This window comes from Escherichia sp. WS1450, assembly GCF_046487395.1.
In the GTDB taxonomy this organism is placed as follows: Bacteria; Pseudomonadota; Gammaproteobacteria; order Enterobacterales; family Enterobacteriaceae; genus Escherichia; species Escherichia coli.
Genome location: NZ_JBJQJO010000003.1, coordinates 88,655 through 107,718 on the forward strand (window position 1 = coordinate 88,655; position 19,064 = coordinate 107,718).

Genomic DNA, 19,064 nt, shown 5'->3' on the forward strand with positions numbered 1-19,064 from the left:
GAACGCGTCCCGGGAGCGGTAACAATTACGGATTTACTTTGCGGATCTGTTTGACGTCAATTTCAACAGAGTTCCAGTCTTTATCGACTTCCCCCTGGATCTCAACCGTATCTTTCGGCGTCACCGTCACGCCGTTCCAGCGTTTGTGGTCGATATCAACATTGATAGTACCGCTGGCATCTTTGAACACGTAGAGATCGTCAGAGATGCGTTCAACGATATTGCCGCGCAGGGTTACCCAGGTGTCGTCACGCAGGGATTTTGCGCTTTCTACGGTCGTTACGCTGCCGTTCGGCCCCTGGAATCCTCCGGCCTGACTTTGCGTTGCCGATGGGCCAGAAAAACCGCCCTGCTCTGCTGCCATCACCGGTGCGCTGCACAGGGCCATTACTGCGATTACTGCTGCGAATTTTTTCATGTTTATTACTCCCTTTAATGTCTGTTTCCGAGCATTTAACAAGATAGTCCTTAACAACTTCTTAAGGGAAAAAAATAAAATTTAATGCTGTACAGAGCGCGTTACAACACGGTTTACTGGCAGCAAATACGGTTATCGCAGGGATGAAAAAATGCGAATTTTACTGATAGAAGATGACATGCTGATTGGCGACGGCATCAAAACGGGCCTTAGTAAAATGGGTTTTAGCGTCGACTGGTTTACACAAGGTCGTCAGGGAAAAGAGGCGCTATATAGTGCGCCTTATGATGCGGTGATCCTGGATTTAACCTTACCAGGCATGGATGGTCGCGATATTTTGCGCGAATGGCGAGAAAAAGGTCAGCGTGAGCCGGTACTGATCCTGACCGCGCGCGATGCGTTAGCGGAACGTGTAGAGGGGCTGCGTCTGGGAGCTGACGATTATCTGTGTAAACCTTTTGCGTTGATAGAAGTCGCCGCCAGGCTGGAAGCTCTGATGCGCCGAACCAACGGCCAGGCCAGCAACGAACTGCGCCACGGTAACGTCATGCTCGACCCCGGCAAACGTATCGCCACGCTGGCTGGCGAACCCTTAACTCTGAAACCAAAAGAATTTGCCCTGCTGGAATTACTGATGCGTAACGCTGGTCGGGTACTGCCGCGCAAACTGATTGAAGAGAAACTGTATACCTGGGACGAAGAGGTCACCAGTAATGCCGTTGAAGTGCATGTGCATCATCTGCGACGCAAACTCGGCAGTGATTTTATTCGTACCGTTCATGGTATTGGCTACACATTAGGTGAGAAATGAAATTTACCCAACGTCTTAGTCTGCGAGTCAGGCTGACGCTAATCTTTTTAATTCTGGCCTCAGTGACCTGGCTGCTTTCCAGCTTTGTCGCCTGGAAACAAACAACGGATAACGTCGATGAGTTGTTCGACACCCAACTGATGCTGTTTGCCAAGCGGTTAAGTACGCTCGATCTCAACGAAATCAACGCGGCAGATCGCATGGCACAGACGCCAAATAAATTAAAACACGGTCATGTTGATGACGATGCGCTGACCTTTGCCATCTTTACCCACGACGGCAGAATGGTCCTTAACGATGGCGATAACGGAGAAGATATTCCCTATAGCTATCAACGGGAAGGTTTTGCTGACGGGCAACTGGTCGGTGAAGACGATCCCTGGCGTTTTGTCTGGATGACCTCACCTGATGGCAAATATCGCATCGTTGTTGGTCAGGAATGGGAATACCGCGAAGACATGGCGCTGGCGATTGTTGCCGGGCAATTGATCCCGTGGCTTGTCGCACTGCCGATTATGTTAATCATCATGATGGTACTACTGGGTCGTGAACTCGCGCCGCTGAACAAACTGGCGCTGGCACTACGTATGCGTGACCCTGACTCGGAAAAACCACTAAACGCGACGGGCGTACCCAGCGAAGTGCGTCCACTGGTTGAGTCGTTGAATCAACTGTTCGCCCGTACACATGCGATGATGGTTCGTGAACGACGCTTTACCTCCGACGCAGCTCACGAACTTCGTAGCCCGTTAACGGCGCTGAAAGTGCAAACCGAAGTTGCGCAGCTCTCTGACGATGATCCGCAGGCGCGGAAAAAAGCGCTGCTTCAATTACATTCCGGAATCGATCGCGCTACTCGTCTGGTTGATCAACTGCTCACGCTATCGCGGCTGGACTCACTGGATAACCTTCAGGACGTCGCGGAGATCCCGCTTGAAGATCTCCTGCAATCGTCGGTGATGGATATTTACCACACGGCGCAGCAGGCGAAAATTGACGTGCGACTGACACTCAATGCCCACGGCATCAAACGCACCGGACAACCGCTGTTGCTAAGTTTGTTGGTACGAAACCTTCTGGATAACGCCGTGCGTTACAGTCCACAGGGCAGCGTGGTGGACATCACGCTGAATGCCGATAGTTTCATCGTGAGGGATAACGGCCCCGGTGTGACGCCAGAGGCACTGGCGCGAATTGGCGAACGCTTCTATCGCCCACCCGGACAAACCGCTACCGGCAGTGGACTTGGGCTATCGATTGTCCAGCGAATCGCCAAGCTGCATGGCATGAATGTTGAGTTTGGGAATGTGGAACAAGGTGGATTTGAGACGAAGGTAAGCTGGTAAGGGTAAGATTTTTGCTAAATTCGCAAAAGACTTTGCACATTTTGCTAATTTCACCGTACCGCTCTGTGACGTACTATAGTCGACAAACGTCTCACCTTGAGGTTAAAAAATGAGCAACACCCTGATTATCAACGGCGCGAAAAAATTCGCCCACTCCAATGGTCAACTGAACGACACCCTGACCGAAGTCGCGGATGGCACACTGCGCGACCTCGGGCATGATGTTCGCATCGTTCGCGCCGACAGCGACTACGATGTCAAAGCGGAAGTACAAAACTTTCTCTGGGCTGATGTGGTGATCTGGCAGATGCCAGGCTGGTGGATGGGCGCGCCGTGGACAGTGAAAAAATACATTGATGATGTATTCACCGAAGGTCACGGGACTCTGTATGCCAGCGATGGTCGTACCCGCAAAGATCCGTCGAAAAAATACGGTTCCGGCGGCCTGGTACAGGGCAAAAAATATATGCTTTCTCTGACCTGGAACGCACCAATGGAAGCCTTCACCGAAAAAGATCAGTTCTTCCACGGCGTTGGCGTTGACGGTGTGTATCTGCCGTTCCATAAAGCAAACCAATTCCTTGGCATGGAACCGCTGCCGACATTTATCGCTAATGACGTGATAAAAATGCCTGATGTTCCCCGCTATACTGAAGAATATCGCAAGCATCTTGTGGAAATTTTTGGTTAACTAGAGCTCAGGCTTTAGAAGGAGTTAACCATGCTTACCGTAATCGCAGAAATCCGTACTCGTCCTGGTCAACATCACCGTCAGGCGGTATTGGATCAGTTTGCTAAAATCGTTCCAACCGTACTGAAAGAAGAAGGTTGCCACGGCTATGCGCCAATGGTGGATTGCGCTGCTGGCGTGAGTTTCCAGTCTATGGCACCGGATTCTATCGTGATGATTGAGCAGTGGGAAAGCATCGCGCATCTTGAAGCGCACTTGCAGACCCCGCACATGAAAGCGTACAGCGAGGCCGTAAAAGGCGATGTGCTGGAGATGAATATCCGCATCCTGCAACCGGGGATTTAACATTCCTGAAAAGAGGCCGGTGTTGCTACCGGCCTCAGGTCAGATTAGCCATTCTTTCTTCCCGTTTTCAGTCCTCGATGGAAATCGTTAATTCGCTTAATGGTTTTAACCGCACGCTGCGGCACTGCGGAAGCTACCGACCAGACAATCATTTCCAGACACAACAATACCGTACCATGTAGCGGCGTTTTTCCTTTTTCATCCCCGCGCGGAACATGAATCACGATACTGGCGTCTTTGCTAAAACGTGAATCCAGCGCGTTTGTCAGCAAAATAACAGGGATCCCCAGCCGTCTCGCTTCACGCAGCGTTGTCAGTCCTTCCCGGTGCGCAGATTTTTGCGCCATCATGATCAGAACATCGCCACGTTGAAGCGCGATCAGTTGCTCGGCAAGGCCAATACCCGTACGGTTTAGTGCCGTGGCAGGCAAACCTATGCGGTTGAATAGTCGTGCGGTATAGTCCGCCAGGATACCCGAAGCGCCAATGCCAAAAATAGCGACTTGCCGTGCCTGCACCAACAACGCTACAGCTTGCGCAAGCGCGTGGCGGTTTTCAGGCTCTGACAGGACATTACAAGTATACAAATGCCCTTCAAGAACAAAGTCGATTGCGGTGTTAACATCGCTCGTCAAGTTACTCACCGTCGTAGACATCTTTTCGCTGGAACTAAGGGCTGGACCAAGCCACTGTTCCAGAGTGCGTTTCAGATCACGCAGCCCGGCAAACCCCAGAGCCTGTATAGCCCTGATAACTGTGGCATCGGAAGTGTTCAACGTGGCCGCAATTTCCATCGCCGTTTGCTCGAGTACCACTTCACGATGCTCATTAATGTAGCTTGCGACAGTTCTTAACCCAGGCGTTAACTGACTCGCGCGAGTGCGAAAACGCTCACCATAAATATCAACCCGCGTTTTGTCTTTCTGGATCATTTAGCCTCCGGTAGAGGTCGTCCCGCAATTTGTGATTGTATCTGCGCAGCCATCAGCCCCAGAGATGCAAAGGAGTTAGAAATCGCCTCTTCACGAGAAATCAGCACATAGCGCCCGGAACGACAGGCCGTCAGAAACTGACACCATCCCGGCATGACTTTTTCCATTGCTGCCAGCTCATCCTGAGGTTTAGCACCGGTGTCACCGCGCCAGGTTGCAAAAACAAAATCGGCATCCAGTTCAGGTAAACGCTCTGCGCTCACATCCATTCGCCCACCTTCAGGAATGCTCTCAATCAGCGGCGGAAAGCGAAAACCAGCATCGCGTAATACCCGCCCCAGCGAATGATAGCTATGCATCACATTAATTTTTCCCTGATTTGCCTGAATCACCGATACCGTTATTTTTTGGCTGTCCAGCGTCGCCTTCAGCGCATTGATTTGTGCCTGATAGCGGCGTTCAAGTATCGCCAGCTGCGACTGCGTTCCTGTAAGTTCTGCCAGCTTGCGGTAGATTTCTGGCGCGCCTCCTTTGAGATGATCAATGCTCACCGTGGGCGCAATTTTTTCCAGTTGTTCAATGGGCGTATTACGGGTCGGTTCTGTGATGATCAGGTCAGGCTTTGCCGCCACAATCGCTTCAATATCAATATCAGCGGTGCCAATAAAAGCGATCGATGAATTATCAAAGTCGACACCTGTCAATAACGCGCCTGATCGAATGAAATGGCTACCGTCAGGCCGGGTTCGCCCGTGGCTGGCGACAGGAGGTACACCGAGCTCAATCAGAGGAATAGTGATATCAAGATCGTGTAAAGAGACAATTCTCTTTGGATGAGCAGGAACAGTGACTTTGCGCCCTAAATCATCAGTAAAGACCTGAACAGGTTCTGTCGCGCGGGCAAAGAATGACAACAGTATCAGCAGAGAAAAAAATAAACGCATATAACTCCCATTAAAAACTGTTCCTGCGCTGCCAGAGCAGTAGCAAAAAGAATGGTCCACCAATCAATGAAATAATGATTCCGGCAGGCAGTTGCAAAGGCAAAAAAGCCAAACGACCAATGCTATCCGCCAGGATGACTAACAACGCCCCCGATACGGCGCTCCCCAGCAGTAATGTCGTCTGCCCGCCACGTAGAATAAAACGTGATATATGGGGTGCTATCAATCCGACAAAACCGATGTTACCAACACACGAAACGCAGACGGCTGTCAGGATTATTGGTGCGGCGACACGTAACAACGCCAGACGAGAACTATTCACCCCTAACCCGGTTGCAACCTGATGACCAAGCAGAGCGATATCCGCCGTCCTGGCGGTGAACAGCAATAAAAGAGCGGCTGGCAACATCCAACAGGCTGAAATACCGACTAACATCCAGTTAGCTGCATGCAGGCTTCCCGATAACCACATCAATGCAGTTTGTACATCTCGAACATCTGCAGTGGTCATAAATACACCGATACCGGCGGCGAAAAACCAGGAAACACCAATACCAATCAGAACAAATCGCGGGCGGGAAATATCGCGCGCACAAAAAATCACGATTAAAGCCACCAACAAGCCACCAGCAAGACCAGCCACTGGACGCCAGAACATTCCCAGCATTGGAAACTGGAAAATCAGCCACAGCACCGCCACGCTACATCCTTCTTTGACGCCGATTAAACCAGGATCGGCAAGGCCGTTACGCGCAATGGATTGCATCGCGGCCCCCGCCATACCTAACATGGCTCCGCATAGCAATGCCATGATGACTCTCGGCAAGCGAATATCCTGCACAATATAACGTGCGTCTGTGCTTACGTTTTCTGGAGCAAACAACGCTCGTCCTATTTCCGATGCCGGGACAGAAAAAGAACCATGCATCAGACCGAATATCAGTATTCCAACCGCAAACAGAAACAGCCCACCAAGCAACACCTGATTTTTAGGGCGTACCAGTGTCGAAAACTTACCAACACGTAGTGGACGTAGCCCGACGTTCATTATCCGACTCATTTGAACATCCTCGTCGCCATAATGACAAAAACAGGCGCACCAACTAACGCCGTCATGACACCGGTCGCTAACTCATGGGGCGTGAAAAGCGTCCGAGCAATAATATCTGCCAGTAATAACAAAAGCGCGCCGACACAAGCTGAAAGAGGGAGCAGAACGCGCAGATCCGCTGATACCAGACGCCTGACAATCTGCGGTACTAGCAGACCGACAAAACCAATGGGGCCAGCAATCGATACGGCTGCGCCACAGAGCAACGCGATCGCAAGCAGAGTGAATGTTCGCGTGCGGAGTACCGAGACGCCCAGCCCCTGCGCCATGCGATCACCCAGTGCCAACATGTTAAGAGAGGGCGCAAGGTAAATGGCTAACACAACCCCCCCCAGAGAAAACCAGGCGGACGTACCCAGCGTCGCCCAATCCTGCCCCGCTAAATCACCTGCTAGCCATGTCCGCATCGCCAGCAGTGTTTGTTCGTCAAGAATCAGGATTGCAGCCGTTATTGAGGACACGAACGCCGATAGCGCCACGCCGCATAAAGTAACTTTCATTGGCGTTAACCCTGAACGCCCTGCGGAGGAAAGCAGCAATATCAACAGGAACAATAACGCGCCGCCCGTAGATGCCAGCAGTGGGCGTCCAACCGGAAAGGCCAGCCCAAGCGCACTGGCAGCAACGACAGCAAGAGCGGCTCCGGCATTTAAGCCTAAAATATGTGGCTCCCCCAATGGGTTACGAATGACAGCCTGCAACAAAGCACCAGCAACTCCAAGAGAAGCACCGGTAAGCAATGCTGCCGCTAAACGCGGCAAACGGAGTCTTACAATTACGTTGTGATCGAAGTTTTGCGGTTCAAAATGAAGAAATGCCTGCAACACCGTTTGTGGTGCAATAAATCGGGCACCAATCCCTGGATATACCACGCATCCCACCAGCAGTAAGGCGAGGAAAATTACAGTAACCAGCCCTGTGCGCATCATACTTTTTCTACACCACGAAACGGCATGAAGAACGGCTTTCCCGTCAGAGGATTTATTGATGCGTGAACATCAACGTCAAAGACAGCTTTTACCAGCTCAGGCGTGCAATGTTCCCCCTCATTCAACACACGCACCACTTTCCCCTGGCGTAAAAATATCAACGTATCACCATAATTGACGGCAAAATTCAGATCATGCAACACCACGACGACTGTACGCCCGTGATGACGCGTTAAATCATGTAATAACTCAAGAATTTCAACCTGATAACGTAAATCAAGCCAGGTTGTGGGTTCATCCAGCAGGATATAAGGCGTCTTTTGCGCCAACACCATCGCAATCCAGCAACGCTGGCGCTGCCCACCAGAAAGTTTTTCAACAGGTAAATGTGCAAACTCCTGCGTACCGGTTAATTTCAGGGCCTCTTCTACCGCCTGCTCGTCGGCGTCGCTCCATTGACGAATGAAATTCTGCCAGGGAAAACGCCCACGCGACACCAGTTCATAAACGGTTAAGCCCTCCGGCAATAATGGCGACTGCGGCAAGATCCCAAGTCTACGGGATAACGCTTTCGTTGGTTGCTCGTGAATCGCTTTACCATCCAGCAATATCGAGCCGCCCATAGGTTGCAAGATACGTGCAATGGTGCTGAGCAACGTCGACTTTCCACAGCCGTTTGCCCCAACCAGAACGGTCATTTTTTCTGTGGGAACGGAGAAAGAAACACCATCAACAATGATTTTCGTGTGATACCCGGCAGAAACATTGTCGAGGATCAGCCCCTGCCCTTTTGCGTTATGTGCCACGTGTACGCCAACTTAATCAAAGACAAACAAAAATAAAACTCATTCTCCTTTGAGAGTTTGACGCCACAAAATGTAGTAGTCAAGAAGTTAAAAGCCATACAAAAACAAGGTAAATAACAGGTGAAATATTTTTAAAGATAAAAATAAAACCATTAAATATTAATAAATTATCATCAATTGAATTGCATTAACCTCTCATAAAAACACATGTAGCAATTTTTTGTTATTTCTCATTTACTACTACATCACCGCATGGTTGAATGATTCTCAATTACATATCCGATGGCGAAATAACAAACGGATAGTGCTTAGTGAGCAACAAGAAACAATTTTCACTCACGACAATCCGTGAGTTTTTGGGATAACAGACTAAATGGCTAAGTTCACACCTTCATTCTCAGGAATCAAAGGTCGGGCGCTCTTTTCACTGCTCTTTGCAGCACCAATGATTCATGCAACCGACACTGCAACGACCAAAGATGGCGAAACAATCACTGTTACAGCGGATGCAAATACCGCAACTGAGGCGACCGATGGTTATCAACCTCTGAGCACTTCCACGGCGACATTAACCGATATGCCGATGCTGGATATCCCGCAGGTGGTCAATACGGTTAGCGATCAGGTTCTGGAAAATCAGAATGCGACGACGCTGGATGAAGCGCTTTATAACGTCAGTAACGTGGTACAGACCAATACATTAGGCGGAACTCAGGACGCCTTTGTACGTCGTGGGTTTGGTGCTAACCGGGATGGCTCCATCATGACCAACGGCCTGCGAACTGTACTTCCTCGCAGTTTCAACGCCGCCACAGAACGTGTGGAAGTGCTAAAAGGTCCGGCCTCCACGCTGTATGGCATTCTCGATCCTGGTGGATTGATTAACGTCGTGACCAAGCGCCCGGAAAAAACATTCCATGGTTCTGTCTCAGCCACGTCCTCCAGTTTTGGCGGAGGCACTGGGCAACTTGATATCACAGGTCCCATTGAAGGCACTCAGCTGGCATACCGCCTGACGGGGGAAGTGCAGGATGAAGATTACTGGCGAAACTTCGGTAAAGAGCGCAGTACATTTATTGCCCCGTCACTCACCTGGTTTGGTGATAATGCAACAGTAACCATGCTCTATTCCCATCGGGACTATAAAACTCCGTTCGATCGTGGAACGATTTTCGACCTTACGACGAAACAGCCCGTAAACGTTGATCGAAAAATACGTTTTGACGAACCGTTTAATATTACAGATGGTCAGTCCGATCTGGCGCAACTCAACGCAGAATATCATCTCAATAGCCAGTGGACAGCGCGCTTTGATTACAGCTACAGCCAGGATAAATACAGCGACAATCAGGCTCGCGTTACCGCGTATGATGCAACGACAGGAACGCTGACACGGCGTGTTGATGCAACTCAGGGATCTACCCAGCGTATGCATTCTACTCGTGCGGATCTGCAAGGGAATGTTGATATTGCTGGGTTCTATAATGAGATTCTGGGTGGGGTGTCATATGAATATTATGATCTTCTGCGCACAGATATGATTCGCTGTAAAAACGCTAAAGATTTCAATATCTACAACCCTGTTTACGGCAATACCAGCAAATGCACAACTGTCTCGGCGTCGGACAGCGATCAGACGATCAAACAGGAGAGCTACTCAGCTTATGCACAGGACGCGCTCTATCTGACCGATAACTGGATTGCCGTCGCCGGGATCCGCTATCAGTATTACACGCAGTATGCGGGTAAAGGCCGTCCTTTTAATGTCAATACTGACAGCCGCGATGAACAATGGACGCCCAAACTGGGGTTAGTCTACAAACTGACGCCATCGGTATCCTTATTTGCTAATTATTCGCAAACATTTATGCCGCAATCGTCAATTGCCAGCTACATCGGAGATCTTCCACCGGAATCATCTAATGCTTACGAAGTCGGGGCAAAATTCGAGCTGTTCGATGGTATAACCGCAGATATTGCGCTGTTTGATATCCATAAACGTAACGTGTTGTATACCGAAAGTATTGGTGATGAAACCATCGCCAAAACGGCAGGCCGCGTTCGTTCAAGAGGGGTAGAAGTCGACCTTGCGGGAGCATTAACTGAAAACATTAATATCATTGCCAGCTACGGCTATACCGATACTAAGGTTCTGGAGGATCCTGATTATGCAGGGAAACCATTGCCGAATGTTCCTCGTCATACCGGTTCGCTATTCCTGACCTATGACATTCATAACATGCCAGGCAATAACACACTGACGTTTGGCGGTGGTGGACATGGCGTAAGCCGTCGTTCGGCAACCAATGGGGCTGACTATTATCTGCCAGGCTATTTCGTTGCCGATGCCTTCGCCGCATACAAAATGAAATTGCAGTATCCGGTCACACTGCAATTAAACGTCAAAAACCTGTTTGATAAAACGTATTACACCTCTTCCATCGCCACAAATAATCTGGGGAATCAGATTGGCGATCCGCGTGAAGTGCAATTCACGGTGAAAATGGAATTTTGATCAAAAAAGCCCGGTATACACTTGTATACCGGGCTATGTTTTATTCTTCTGGCGGGAGGATTATCAGACCTCAATCTCCGCCATGTCGCCTTTCTCTTGCAACCAGTTGCGGCGATCTTCCGAGCGTTTCTTCGCCAGCAGCATATCCATCATCGCGTCAGTACGCTGATCGTCTTCATCATCGATAGTCAGCTGCACCAGACGGCGAGTGTTCGGATCAAGCGTGGTTTCGCGCAATTGCATCGGGTTCATTTCCCCCAGACCTTTAAAACGCTGAACGTTCGGCTTGCCTTTCTTGCGTTTTAATTGCTCAAGTACGCCCTCTTTCTCTTCTTCCGTCAGCGCGTAATAAACCTCTTTCCCGAGATCAATACGGTAGAGCGGTGGCAGTGCGACGTAAACGTGACCGTGTTTCACCAATGCGCGGAAGTGTTTTACAAACAAAGCGCAGAGCAGCGTGGCAATGTGCAGACCATCAGAGTCCGCATCCGCGAGGATACAGATTTTGCCGTAACGAAGCTGGCTCAGATCGTCGCTGTCAGGATCGATACCGATCGCTACCGAAATATCGTGCACTTCCTGCGAAGCCAGCACTTCGTCGGAGGAGACTTCCCAGGTGTTAAGGATCTTACCTTTCAGTGGCATGATAGCCTGATATTCGCGATCGCGCGCCTGCTTGGCAGATCCGCCTGCGGAGTCACCTTCCACAAGGAACAGCTCGGTACGGTTAAGGTCCTGCGCGGTACAATCAGCCAGTTTGCCAGGCAACGCCGGGCCGCTGGTTAGCTTTTTACGCACCACTTTTTTAGCCGCACGCATACGACGCTGGGCGCTGGAAATCGCCATCTCTGCCAACAGCTCCGCCGCCTGAACGTTCTGGTTCAGCCACAGGATGAAGGCATCTTTCACCACGCCCGAAACGAATGCCGCGCACTGACGCGAAGAGAGACGTTCTTTGGTCTGCCCGGCAAACTGCGGATCCTGCATTTTTACTGACAGCACATAGGCGCAGCGATCCCAGATATCTTCCGCCGACAGCTTTACACCGCGCGGCAGAATGTTGCGGTATTCACAGAACTCACGCATCGCGTCCAGCAGGCCCTGACGCAGGCCATTAACGTGCGTACCGCCCTGCATCGTTGGGATCAGGTTGACGTAGCTTTCGGTCAGCAGTTCACCGCCTTCCGGCAGCCACAGTAGCGCCCAGTCCACCGCTTCAGTATCGCCAGCGAAATTACCGATAAACGGTTTTTCTGGCAGCGTCGGTAAACCGTTTACCGCTTCCGCCAGGTAATCATTCAGACCGTCCTGATAGCACCAGCGCTGTTCGGTGTTGTTGATCTCATCTTTAAAGGTGATCTCAACACCAGGGCACAGTACCGCTTTGGCTTTCAGCACATGTGTCAGGCGTGAAACAGAAAAACGCGGGCTGTCAAAGAAGGTTTCATCCGGCCAGAAGTGCACGCTGGTACCGGTATTGCGCTTACCGCAAGTGCCGACAACCTGTAAATCCTGCACCTTTTCGCCATTTTCAAAGGCGATGTTATAAACCTGACCATCGCGGCGTACGTTAACTTCTACGCGCTTCGACAGGGCGTTAACTACCGAAATCCCCACGCCATGCAGGCCGCCAGAGAACTGGTAGTTTTTGTTAGAGAATTTACCGCCTGCATGCAGACGGCAAAGAATCAGTTCAACCGCCGGTACACCCTCTTCCGGGTGAATATCCACCGGCATCCCTCGCCCATCGTCAATCACTTCTAACGACTGGTCAGCATGTAAGATTACATCCACGCGTTTTGCGTGACCCGCCAGTGCTTCATCGACACTGTTATCAATAACTTCTTGCCCCAAATGGTTAGGGCGAGTGGTATCGGTATACATCCCCGGACGGCGGCGAACCGGCTCAAGCCCGGTGAGTACCTCAATGGCATCAGCGTTATAAGTTTGCGTCATGGTTTAAGTTAGCAATTCGAGTTGATCGTCAGAGATGGTGCAGACCAAGAAAATCGACGATCGGGTTGAAATAATCTTCGAAGCCCGTGAATGCGTGGTTGCCGCCTTCTATGACAGTCTGGCGGCAGGAAGCGTAGTACGCCACCGCCTGGCGGTAATCCAGCACTTCATCTCCCGTCTGTTGCAGCAGCCAGATCAAATCCGGCGCTTCCAGCGGGTCAATCTGCATGACTTTGAGATCGTAAATATGGCGTGACTCTAGCACATATTGCTGCCCGGTGTAGGGGTTCTCGTTCTGACCGAGATAGTCCGTCAGCAGTTCAAACGGGCGCACCGCCGGGTTGACCACCACTGCGGGCAGCATAAAACATTGCGACAACCAGGTGGCGTAATATCCCCCCAGTGACGAACCGACAATACCCAGCGAATCGCCGCCATGTTCCAGGACAATGGATTCCAGCAGTTCTGCCGCATCGGAAGGATACGGCGGCAACTGCGGAATGATCATCTCTACGTCAGGGTGATGTTCCGCCAACCAGTTTTTTAACAAGCTCGCTTTTGCAGAGCGCGGCGAGCTGTTGAAACCGTGTAAATAAAGAAGCGTAGACATCAGTAGCCTTCTGAAGCGGTATCAGGTTGGAAACGTGTGTCCGCCAGGCGATGCACCTCGGTGGTCAGCGTGCCATCAGCATGTAACTCGAGAGTACGCCAGCCGGGCGCGATGGTGTCCAGCGTAAAGTTGGAACAGTGCGGCTTAAACTGCACACAGGTCGACGGCGTTGCCAGCAGGCGGCGACCGTTCCAGTCGAGATCCAGCTCCTGATGAATATGACCGCACAGCAAGTATTTGACATGCGGAAACTTCGCCAGCACGGTATCCAGTTCGCCCGCGTTACGCAGGCTGTGTTGATCAAGCCAACTACAACCCGCAGGTAACGGATGATGATGCAGCAGCAGCAACGTATGGCGTTCTGGCGCATCGGCCAGTTTACGTTCCAGCCACTCAAGCTGAAACTCGCTCAGCTCACCGTGCGGCACGCCAAACACCTGGCTATCCAGCAACAGGATTTGCCATTGCTCACCAATAAACACGCGCTTCGCCGGGGAGATACCCGCATCCTGTAACGCGCTGTACATCGCGGGCTGGAAATCGTGGTTGCCCGGCAGCCAGACGCAGGGCGCACGAAAACTTGCGATGCCTTCAGCGAAATGCTGATAGGCCGCAGAGGATTGATCCTGCGCTAAATCACCTGTCGCGACAATCAGGTCGAATTCGTGCTGGTGTGGCCGAATCGCCTCCAGCACCGCCTGGTAGCTTTCCCAGGTGTTTACCCCTAACAGGGCTTCGTGCTTTTGCGCAAACAGGTGAGTGTCGGTAATTTGTAAAATCCTGACTCTGGCCTCACCAGCCAGAGGAAGGGTTAACAGGCTTTCCAAATGGTGTCCTTAGGTTTCACGACGCTAGTAAACCGGAATCGCCATCGCTCCATGTGCTAAACAGTATCGCAACCAGTCCGCTAAAAACTGGTTAATTTGATGCTTTTCGTCGCGTTGATGCAACTTTTTATTAGGATAATCATACCGCGCTTTGAAGCGAAAAATCTGCTGGCTTGAACACACTTCAGCCACCATCGCGTCATGATACAGACGCACCGTCATTGACGGAAGGCTCCAGTAACTGATCGCGGGCGCAGTCTGTTCTATTGTCACCAGGGTAGTGTATCGGGTCGATTCCACAATCGTCAGCCGATATTGTGCGTTTGCCACCTGATAGCTTACAGTTTCGCCGGGTGCGTCATTGCGCGGTAACAAACGGCGCAATTGTGAAAAGTTCATCTCGCACAGGCGCATCATTTCAGGAAAGTCAGGTGTGTAACGCTTCATTTATGCCCACTCATTTTTTAACGCTTGATGATGCAGCTGCAGCCATTGCAAAGCGATGACCGACGCTGCGTTGTCGATTTTCCCCTCTTCTACCCACTGGTATGCCTGTTCCCGGCTTACCACATGAACGCGAATATCTTCGTTTTCATCAGCCAGACCATGAATACCGCTTGCGGTCGTGGCGTCCACTTCGCCCACCATAATTGACGAACGCTCACTGGTGCCCCCCGGGCTTGCCAGGAAACTTAACACCGGTTTGGTCCGTTTGACTATCAGTCCCGCCTCTTCAATCGCTTCGCGACGGGCAACATCTTCCACACTTTCACCCTCTTCTATCATCCCGGCAACCATCTCCAGTAGCCAGGGGGTTTCGCTGGTGTCGTATGCGGCAATCCGAATCTGCTCAATCAGCACAACTTCATCACGCACTGGGTCAAAGGGTAGCAAGACTGCGGCGTGACCGCGCTCAAAAATTTCCCGCCGTACCTCATGACTCATTTGCCCGTTGAATAGACGATGACGAAATCTATAAAGATCTAATGAAAAAAAGCCGCGATAAAGTGTTTCTCGTGCAATAATTTCTACATCGTTTTTGCCAAATGTAACGGGCAGGTTGTCTGGCTTAAGCATTGTTAATGTCCTGGCACTAATAGTGAATTAAATGTGAATTTCAGCGACGTTTGACTGCCGTTTGAGCAGTCATGTGTTAAATTGAGGCACATTAACGCCCTATGGCACGTAACGCCAACCTTTTGCGGTAGCGGCTTCTGCTAGAATCCGCAATAATTTTACAGTTTGATCGCGCTAAATACTGCTTCACCACAAGGAATGCAAATGAAGAAATTGCTCCCCATTCTTATCGGCCTGAGCCTTTCTGGGTTCAGTTCGTTGAGCCAGGCCGAGAACCTGATGCAAGTTTATCAGCAAGCACGCCTTAGTAACCCGGAATTGCGTAAGTCTGCCGCCGATCGTGATGCTGCCTTTGAAAAAATTAATGAAGCGCGCAGTCCATTACTGCCACAGCTAGGTTTAGGTGCAGATTACACCTATAGCAACGGCTACCGCGACGCGAACGGCATCAACTCTAACGCGACCAGTGCGTCCCTGCAGTTAACTCAATCCATTTTTGATATGTCGAAATGGCGTGCGTTAACGCTGCAGGAAAAAGCAGCTGGGATTCAGGACGTCACGTATCAGACCGATCAACAAACCTTGATCCTCAACACCGCGACCGCTTATTTCAACGTGTTGAATGCTATTGACGTTCTTTCCTATACACAGGCGCAAAAAGAAGCGATCTACCGTCAATTAGATCAAACCACCCAACGTTTTAACGTGGGCCTGGTAGCGATCACCGACGTGCAGAACGCCCGCGCACAGTACGATACCGTGCTGGCGAACGAAGTGACCGCACGTAATAACCTTGATAACGCGGTAGAGCAGCTGCGCCAGATCACCGGTAACTACTATCCGGAACTGGCGGCGCTGAATGTCGAAAACTTTAAAACCGACAAACCACAGCCGGTTAACGCGCTGCTGAAAGAAGCCGAAAAACGCAACCTGTCGCTGTTACAGGCACGCTTGAGCCAGGACCTGGCGCGCGAGCAAATTCGCCAGGCGCAGGATGGTCACTTACCGACTCTGGATTTAACGGCTTCTACCGGGATTTCTGACACCTCATATAGCGGTTCGAAAACCCGTGGTGCCGCTGGTACCCAGTATGACGATAGCAATATGGGCCAGAACAAAGTTGGCCTGAGCTTCTCGCTGCCGATTTATCAGGGCGGAATGGTTAACTCGCAGGTGAAACAGGCCCAGTACAACTTTGTTGGTGCCAGTGAGCAACTGGAAAGCGCGCATCGTAGCGTCGTGCAAACCGTACGTTCCTCCTTCAACAACATTAATGCTTCTATCAGTAGCATTAACGCCTACAAACAAGCCGTAGTTTCCGCTCAAAGCTCATTAGACGCGATGGAAGCGGGCTACTCGGTCGGTACGCGTACCATTGTTGATGTGTTGGATGCGACCACCACGCTGTACAACGCCAAGCAAGAGCTGGCGAATGCGCGTTATAACTACCTGATTAATCAGCTGAATATTAAGTCAGCCTTGGGTACGTTGAACGAGCAGGATCTGCTGGCACTGAACAATGCGCTGAGCAAACCGGTTTCCACTAATCCGGAAAACGTTGCCCCGCAAACGCCGGAACAGAATGCTATTGCTGATGGTTATGCGCCTGATAGCCCGGCCCCCGTCGTTCAGCAAACATCCGCACGCACTACCACCAGTAACGGTCATAACCCTTTCCGTAACTGATGACGACGACGGGGCTTCGGCCCCGTCTAAACGTAAGGCAACGTAAAGATACGGGTTATCTGCCGCATTCTTCCCCCTTCTCGCTTCAATTTCGACCAGCCATCCTCTATTCTGATGGGTATTTACCACTGGTCCCGGAAGACAAAAATGAAACGGACAAAATCCATACGCCACGCATCGTTCCGCAAAAACTGGAGCGCACGCCATCTGACACCAGTCGCTCTCGCGGTTGCCACTGTTTTTATGCTGGCTGGCTGTGAAAAGAGTGATGAAACAGTGTCTCTCTATCAAAATGCTGACGACTGTTCAGCTGCAAACCCAGGCAAAAGCGCCGAATGTACCACCGCGTACAACAATGCGCTGAAAGAAGCCGAACGTACTGCGCCGAAATACGCCACCCGTGAAGACTGTGTTGCTGAATTTGGTGAAGGTCAGTGCCAGCAGGCACCAGCCCAGGCTGGCATGGCACCAGAAAACCAGGCGCAGGCCCAGCAATCCAGCGGGAGTTTCTGGATGCCGCTGATGGCCGGTTACATGATGGGTCGTCTGATGGGCGGCGGCGCGGGATTTGCACAGCAGCCGCTGTTCTCCTCGAAAAACCCGGCCAGCCCGGCTTACGGTAAATATACCGACGCGACCGGTAAAAACTATGGCGCAGCCCAGCCAGGCCGCACCATGACCGTACCGAAGACGGCAATGGCACCAAAACCGGCGACCACTACTACTGTTACCCGTGGCGGTTTTGGTGAATCTGTTGCCAAACAAAGCACTATGCAGCGTAGCGCAACCGGCACCTCTTCTCGTTCAATGGGTGGCTGATACCGATGGAAAGAGTCAGTATTACCGAGCGCCCGGACTGGCGCGAAAAAGCCCACGAATACGGTTTCAATTTTCACACCATGTACGGCGAACCGTACTGGTGTGAAGATGCTTACTACAAGTTGACCCTCGCCCAGGTTGAAAAGCTGGAAGAAGTCACCGCCGAACTGCACCAGATGTGCCTGAAAGTGGTTGAAAAAGTGATCGCCAGCGATGAGCTGATGACCAAATTCCGCATTCCAAAACACACCTGGAGTTTTGTGCGCCAGTCATGGCTGACTCACCAGCCATCGCTTTATTCGCGTCTTGATCTGGCGTGGGATGGTACTGGCGAGCCTAAACTTCTGGAAAATAACGCCGATACGCCAACGTCACTGTATGAAGCCGCATTCTTTCAGTGGATCTGGCTGGAAGATCAGCTTAACGCCGGTAACCTGCCGGAAGGCAGCGACCAGTTTAACAGTCTGCAAGAGAAGCTGATCGATCGCTTTGTCGAGCTGCGTGAACAGTATGGCTTCCAGTTGCTGCATCTCACCTGCTGTCGCGACACGGTGGAAGATCGCGGAACCATTCAGTATTTGCAGGACTGCGCGACAGAAGCTGAAATCGCTACTGAATTCCTCTACATCGACGATATCGGTTTAGGCGAAAAAGGTCAGTTCACGGATTTACAGGATCAGGTGATTTCTAACCTGTTCAAGCTGTATCCGTGGGAATTTATGCTGCGTGAGATGTTCTCCACCAAGCTGGAGGATGCAGGCGTACGCTGGCTGGAACCGGCGTGGAAGAGCATTATCTCCAACAAAGCGCTTCTGCCGCTACTGTGGGAGATGTTCCCGAATCACCCGAACCTGCTGCCTGCTTATTTTGCGGAAGATGATCATCCGCAAATGGAAAAATATGTGGTTAAACCGATCTTCTCCCGTGAAGGCGCAAACGTGTCGATCATTGAGAACGGCAAAACCATTGAAGCAGCGGAAGGTCCGTATGGCGAAGAAGGGATGATTGTTCAGCAATTCCACCCGTTACCGAAATTCGGCGACAGCTATATGCTGATTGGTAGCTGGCTGGTGAACGATCAACCTGCCGGAATTGGCATTCGTGAAGACCGTGCATTGATCACCCAGGATATGTCTCGGTTTTATCCGCATATTTTTGTTGAGTAATACTGTTCAATATTGCCCCGTTTACCGGGGCAATTTATTATACTTCGCAAATCATCACCCCCATCTATATATAAT

At 51.0% G+C, this 19,064-nt stretch carries 19 protein-coding genes; 8 read left to right on the forward strand and 11 right to left on the reverse strand.

The window, feature by feature from the left end:
* Positions 1–25 precede the first annotated feature (25 nt).
* Positions 26–418 carry an OB fold stress tolerance protein YgiW gene (gene ygiW, locus ACJHYR_RS04620; RefSeq protein WP_000712658.1) on the reverse strand — a complete coding sequence of 131 codons (393 nt, stop codon included), beginning with the start codon at positions 416–418 and terminating at the stop codon, positions 26–28.
* 151 nt (positions 419–569) lie between these two features.
* On the opposite strand from ygiW, the gene qseB reads away from it, so the two are divergent.
* The 4 genes from qseB to ACJHYR_RS04640 all read left to right on the forward strand — a co-directional run bounded on the left by qseB (position 570) and on the right by ACJHYR_RS04640 (position 3,611).
* The gene (qseB, locus tag ACJHYR_RS04625) at positions 570–1,229 is read left to right on the forward strand and encodes a quorum sensing response regulator transcription factor QseB (protein WP_001221493.1); all 660 of its coding nucleotides are present in this window, start codon (positions 570–572) and stop codon (positions 1,227–1,229) included.
* On the forward strand, positions 1,226–2,575 hold the full coding sequence (gene qseC, locus ACJHYR_RS04630; protein ID WP_000673370.1) for a quorum sensing histidine kinase QseC: 1,350 nt from the start codon (positions 1,226–1,228) through the stop codon (positions 2,573–2,575). The genes qseB and qseC overlap by 4 nt, the downstream gene beginning before the upstream one ends.
* Positions 2,576–2,684: 109 nt before the next feature.
* Positions 2,685–3,266, forward strand: coding sequence for an NADPH:quinone oxidoreductase MdaB (gene mdaB, locus ACJHYR_RS04635; protein WP_000072420.1), 582 nt, complete (start codon positions 2,685–2,687; stop codon positions 3,264–3,266).
* Between the two features lie 30 nt (positions 3,267–3,296).
* Positions 3,297–3,611, forward strand: coding sequence for a putative quinol monooxygenase (locus ACJHYR_RS04640; protein ID WP_000958598.1), 315 nt, complete (start codon positions 3,297–3,299; stop codon positions 3,609–3,611).
* 44 nt (positions 3,612–3,655) lie between these two features.
* Here ACJHYR_RS04640 and ACJHYR_RS04645 read toward each other — a convergent pair whose 3' ends face one another.
* The 5 genes from ACJHYR_RS04645 to ACJHYR_RS04665 are packed head-to-tail and all read right to left on the reverse strand — an operon-like array spanning position 3,656 to position 8,333.
* On the reverse strand, positions 3,656–4,543 hold the full coding sequence (locus tag ACJHYR_RS04645; RefSeq protein WP_000614957.1) for a MurR/RpiR family transcriptional regulator: 888 nt from the start codon (positions 4,541–4,543) through the stop codon (positions 3,656–3,658).
* Positions 4,540–5,487, reverse strand: a complete 948-nt coding sequence (locus ACJHYR_RS04650) for an iron-siderophore ABC transporter substrate-binding protein (protein ID WP_001315018.1) — start codon at positions 5,485–5,487, stop codon at positions 4,540–4,542. Before ACJHYR_RS04650 ends, ACJHYR_RS04645 begins: the two co-directional genes overlap by 4 nt.
* 10 nt (positions 5,488–5,497) lie before the next feature.
* Positions 5,498–6,535, reverse strand: coding sequence for a FecCD family ABC transporter permease (locus ACJHYR_RS04655; protein WP_122986655.1), 1,038 nt, complete (start codon positions 6,533–6,535; stop codon positions 5,498–5,500).
* An 8-nt stretch (positions 6,536–6,543) separates the two neighbouring features.
* Positions 6,544–7,527 (reverse strand): FecCD family ABC transporter permease, encoded by a 984-nt coding sequence (locus ACJHYR_RS04660; RefSeq protein ID WP_000986441.1) that lies wholly within the window; start codon positions 7,525–7,527, stop codon positions 6,544–6,546.
* Positions 7,524–8,333 carry an ABC transporter ATP-binding protein gene (locus tag ACJHYR_RS04665; RefSeq protein ID WP_000940887.1) on the reverse strand — a complete coding sequence of 270 codons (810 nt, stop codon included), beginning with the start codon at positions 8,331–8,333 and terminating at the stop codon, positions 7,524–7,526. Before ACJHYR_RS04665 ends, ACJHYR_RS04660 begins: the two co-directional genes overlap by 4 nt.
* A gap of 373 nt (positions 8,334–8,706) precedes the next feature.
* On the opposite strand from ACJHYR_RS04665, the gene ACJHYR_RS04670 reads away from it, so the two are divergent.
* Positions 8,707–10,848, forward strand: a complete 2,142-nt coding sequence (locus ACJHYR_RS04670; RefSeq protein ID WP_072837496.1) for a TonB-dependent siderophore receptor — start codon at positions 8,707–8,709, stop codon at positions 10,846–10,848.
* Positions 10,849–10,911: 63 nt separating this feature from the next.
* Here the strand turns inward: ACJHYR_RS04670 and parE are convergent, their stop codons facing one another.
* From parE to nudF, 5 genes are read right to left on the reverse strand one after another with little or no spacing between them, the layout of a single operon-like run.
* Positions 10,912–12,804 (reverse strand): DNA topoisomerase IV subunit B, encoded by a 1,893-nt coding sequence (gene parE, locus ACJHYR_RS04675; protein WP_000195296.1) that lies wholly within the window; start codon positions 12,802–12,804, stop codon positions 10,912–10,914.
* Positions 12,805–12,832: 28 nt separating this feature from the next.
* Positions 12,833–13,414 carry an esterase YqiA gene (gene yqiA / locus ACJHYR_RS04680; protein WP_000105733.1) on the reverse strand — a complete coding sequence of 194 codons (582 nt, stop codon included), beginning with the start codon at positions 13,412–13,414 and terminating at the stop codon, positions 12,833–12,835.
* Complete coding sequence (gene cpdA / locus ACJHYR_RS04685; protein ID WP_000444747.1) at positions 13,414–14,241, reverse strand: 3',5'-cyclic-AMP phosphodiesterase; 828 nt, start codon at positions 14,239–14,241, stop codon at positions 13,414–13,416. Before cpdA ends, yqiA begins: the two co-directional genes overlap by 1 nt.
* A 24-nt stretch (positions 14,242–14,265) precedes the next feature.
* Positions 14,266–14,688 (reverse strand): DUF1249 family protein, encoded by a 423-nt coding sequence (locus ACJHYR_RS04690; RefSeq protein WP_000833393.1) that lies wholly within the window; start codon positions 14,686–14,688, stop codon positions 14,266–14,268.
* Complete coding sequence (nudF, locus tag ACJHYR_RS04695) at positions 14,689–15,318, reverse strand: ADP-ribose diphosphatase (RefSeq protein ID WP_000917117.1); 630 nt, start codon at positions 15,316–15,318, stop codon at positions 14,689–14,691.
* Between the two features lie 204 nt (positions 15,319–15,522).
* Here nudF and tolC point away from each other — a divergent pair, with 204 nt between their 5' ends.
* The 3 genes from tolC (at position 15,523) to ACJHYR_RS04710 (ending at position 18,989) form a co-directional block, all read left to right on the forward strand.
* Entirely contained in the window at positions 15,523–17,004 is a 1,482-nt protein-coding gene (tolC, locus tag ACJHYR_RS04700; protein ID WP_000735278.1) for an outer membrane channel protein TolC, read from the forward strand.
* A gap of 147 nt (positions 17,005–17,151) precedes the next feature.
* Entirely contained in the window at positions 17,152–17,823 is a 672-nt protein-coding gene (locus ACJHYR_RS04705; protein ID WP_000831543.1) for a DUF1190 family protein, read from the forward strand.
* A gap of 5 nt (positions 17,824–17,828) precedes the next feature.
* Positions 17,829–18,989, forward strand: a complete 1,161-nt coding sequence (locus ACJHYR_RS04710; RefSeq protein WP_000442860.1) for a glutathionylspermidine synthase family protein — start codon at positions 17,829–17,831, stop codon at positions 18,987–18,989.
* Positions 18,990–19,064 lie beyond the last annotated feature (75 nt).